Below are 3301 nucleotides of genomic sequence, written 5' to 3' on the forward strand. Positions count from 1 at the left end.
GATATCACCGTTCAGCTTGCGCATGGCACCTATGGTCTGGCGCAACCGATTGGGGTCGGACGCGCATTGGTCGGCGGCGGGCGGTTGATCATACAGGGGTGTAGACGCGGACGTAACGGTTCGTATCATTTATTGATTTCAAACGAAAAAATTTACGAAAGCAGCGCAAAAGATTTCGTGGGGTTCGCGCAATATTTTTCGTATTTAGCGGAAAGTATTGCGACGCAAATATTTTTGAGAAATCGGTTTCCGATCGAAATGAAACGAACCCATCTCCTCAAATTTAAGTAGTGTATAGCGGGCAAGATTGAAAGGAAAAATCTTGGAGGTTAGAGTGTGAAGAGCAGCTTGATGTAATCAATTTTCCTATTATCCACCGGAAAAAGCAGGAGGCGGGCCAGATTTGTGCTCGCCAGCTTCGCGGGGACCTGCCGTTTGCTGCATCATGTACGAAGGTCCGGTTATAGGATGACGGATTTGGAATAGTCGCTGCCCTTGAAGTTAATCGTCACGATTTGATATCCGCCCGCCAATTCAAAAGGCGGCCTCTATCACAGCTTGGCGAGCAGGCCCATATTCCAAAAACTTTGCGACATGTATGGACATCCCCCTTTGCGCAAGAAGAATCTTTGGGTTGGCAGTTCGCGTAGTCGGGTGCTGACATGTATTCGGCCTCATGTTGCGGCCTTCATACACCGCGGGCCCGTATGGAGTTCTCAGATCAGATCCAATTCAGAACCACGTGCGCAAAGGCACTTCGTCGCAATCTGGTTTTCCTGATCTCGTCTCGTCGACTGTTGCGCCTTACCTTCCGTTTGACCTTCCTACGTCTCCGGGCTCAAATCGTTCACACGGTTCTAGCGTGTGACAGTTTGTGCCCGGTATTCTCCGCCATGTGCCATCAACGCCCAAGCGATACGTGCCATTTTGTTGGCCAACGCTACCCTTACCAACATGGGTGGTTTGCGCTCCAGCATCCTCGCTAGCCAAGAGCCTGGTGCAGCCCCTTTGTGCTCGGCCCATCTGACCACAGCGCTGGCTCCAATGATGAGAAGGCGTCGCAAAGCTCGGTTTCCCATCTTTGACGTCCGTCCTAGTCGCTGCTTGCCGCCAGTCGAATGCTGGAGTGGAGTTAATCCTACCCACGCCGCAAAATCGCGTCCCCGTCTAAATGTTGAAGGGGGTGGAGCAAGTGCAGCAATCGCTGTCGCAATAATCGGACCAATGCCAGGTATCGTGGTCAGCCTTTGACAGATTTCATCTTCTCTCGCACGCTGCGCTATCTGGGCTTCCAACAGCCGAATACGGGTATTCAACGCCTCAAGCGTATCTACGAGAATGCTCAAGAGAGGGCGTGATATTTCTGGCAATTCAAGATCTCCGGCTTCAACCGCAGACACAAGTTTACGTACATGCGTTGGGCCCTTTGCAACAACAAACCCGAACTCGGACAGGTGGCCGCGCAAGGCATTTATTATTTGAGTCCGCTGCCGGACCAACAGATCCCGCGCTTTGAATGCCAGGCCTGCCGCTTGATTATCTTCGCTTCGGACTTGGACAAACCGCATCGTAGGTCGCAGTGCCGCCTCGCAAATGGCTTCAGCGTCGATCGCATCACTTTTACTGCGTTTTACAAACGGTTTGACATATTTAGGTGCGATCAAGCGAACCGAGTGGCCAAGTGCCTCAAATTCTCGACCCCAGTAGTGGCTCCCTGAACAAGCCTCCATCGCAATGATGCACTTTGGCAGCTCAGAAATGAACGAAAGCAGTTTGTTGCGCTTGACCTGTTTGCGAAAAATGACTTCGCCTGTCGAGCTGCAACCATGAAGCTGAAAGACATTCTTTGCCAAATCTATGCCGACAAGATCTAAATTTGCCATCGTAATAACCTCCTGATAATTTCCACCCCTCAATCCTAGCACAACGCTAGGTGGGGGATGTCCAATCCATCAGAACCCTCCGGCGGCTTCACACCCGCAAGGAAAGCTAACTGATCCAGATCTCGGATGCGGAACTTGTAGGGTGTCAGACTAATCACCATGTCTTTTTCGGCAAGGTACCGCATCGTACGGCTGATCGTCTCGACTGCGGTATTGGTCAGATCGGCCCAGTCACGTCGCGACACCTCGACTTTCAGAATGAGGCTCCCATCCGGGAGTGGCTCCGTCGGCATTATTCTGGTCGCGTCGATCAGGAACGCGATGATCCTCTCACGACTGTCCAAAGCGTTACGGTGCCAAGCTGATTCCAACAAACGTTGATGTTGATGGCCCGTTTCACGCGAAAAGACTTCCCTACAGCGGGGGCTCTCCATCATCAGATGTTCCATGGTCGAACGATCAAAGGCACAAATTTCAATATCCGTCGCGGCTTCACTTGTGCAACTTGTGGCGATGCCTGGAACACCGCCAACAATGTCGCCCGGACAGACCAGCCCAAGCAGCACGTGGTTACCGTTCAGGCGTAGTCGTTCCTGCCGTACATATCCGCTCCGCAGAACGCCAAGAAACCCAAAGATTTCATCCTGTTCTACAAGGACTTTCCCCCGGTCGAACCGCCGGACCTTTGGCTTTCGACTATCGCTTGGTACCTCGTCACGAACGACGCGACAGAGTTCCGAACCAATCAGCGAGCAGCGATTGCACCCTAGGACAAGAGGATGTGGGAACGCTGATATCCGGTCGCGCATTGAGAGTGCATTTGGCTGTAGTCGCTTCATTTTCTTGCCCCTATTCCAATTGCGATGCGTGTGAATTCTGCATGTCGCAACGGACGGGATCCGAGCCCGACTCCATCACCGCGCGACACCCATCGGCATCCGAGGCGACAGTTCGCCCATAATTGTCGGACAGGATTTCCCCTAGATGCGTTGAGCCGGCCTTGCTGCAAATCTCGATCGGTTCTTCAGTACTCCCATCCTCCAGCCCCCGCAAAATGCGGGCGTGGACGCCATTGATCACCAAGGTACATGTCTTGTTTCGCACCATTTCCCCACCCAATTTCTAAATTGTGGTTTGTAGGTCCATTCAAAGCATGAGGCGGTTTGGGCAGGTTGATATCAATCAATCGGGAAAACTGGCCGGCAAGTATACGCCGAGGGAAGGAAGTGTGATCAGTCGGAATTTTCGCATCGAACAGCATGGAACCCCATGCCCTCACGAGTCCGGTTCCCGTGAATTTAATTGTCGAAAGAGATGCGAGATTTCGATCTCAGAAAGATGGATGTGTTGGTAAAGCCCAGTAAAAGAACTCACAAAGAAGACGGGGGCAATCTCAAGGCTTTGCCAGCGTTTTGTGA

Annotated in this window: 3 protein-coding genes; 1 reads left to right on the top strand and 2 read right to left on the bottom strand. The window is 52.2% G+C overall.

Annotation, left to right across the window (positions count from 1 at the left end; all coding sequences use genetic code 11):
* Positions 1-291: hypothetical protein (locus AC221Y_RS22400; RefSeq protein ID WP_486708510.1), on the top strand; the 291-nt coding region annotated here is incomplete at its 5' end.
* 566 nt (positions 292-857) lie between these two features.
* Here the strand turns inward: AC221Y_RS22400 and AC221Y_RS22405 are convergent.
* Complete coding sequence (locus tag AC221Y_RS22405; RefSeq protein WP_486708511.1) at positions 858-1883, bottom strand: IS110 family RNA-guided transposase; 1026 nt, start codon at positions 1881-1883, stop codon at positions 858-860.
* A 35-nt stretch (positions 1884-1918) separates the two neighbouring features.
* Positions 1919-2722 carry a Crp/Fnr family transcriptional regulator gene (locus AC221Y_RS22410; protein WP_486708512.1) on the bottom strand — a complete coding sequence of 268 codons (804 nt, stop codon included), beginning with the start codon at positions 2720-2722 and terminating at the stop codon, positions 1919-1921.
* Between the last annotated feature and the right edge of the window lie 579 nt (positions 2723-3301).

The sequence above is a fragment of the Boseongicola sp. genome (assembly GCF_057460485.1).

Coding starts and splice junctions, on each gene's coding strand:
- AC221Y_RS22405 (WP_486708511.1), bottom strand. CDS start 1,883: ATGGCAAATTTAGATCTTGTCGGCATAGATTTGGCAAAGAATGTCTTT.
- AC221Y_RS22410 (WP_486708512.1), bottom strand. CDS start 2,722: ATGAAGCGACTACAGCCAAATGCACTCTCAATGCGCGACCGGATATCA.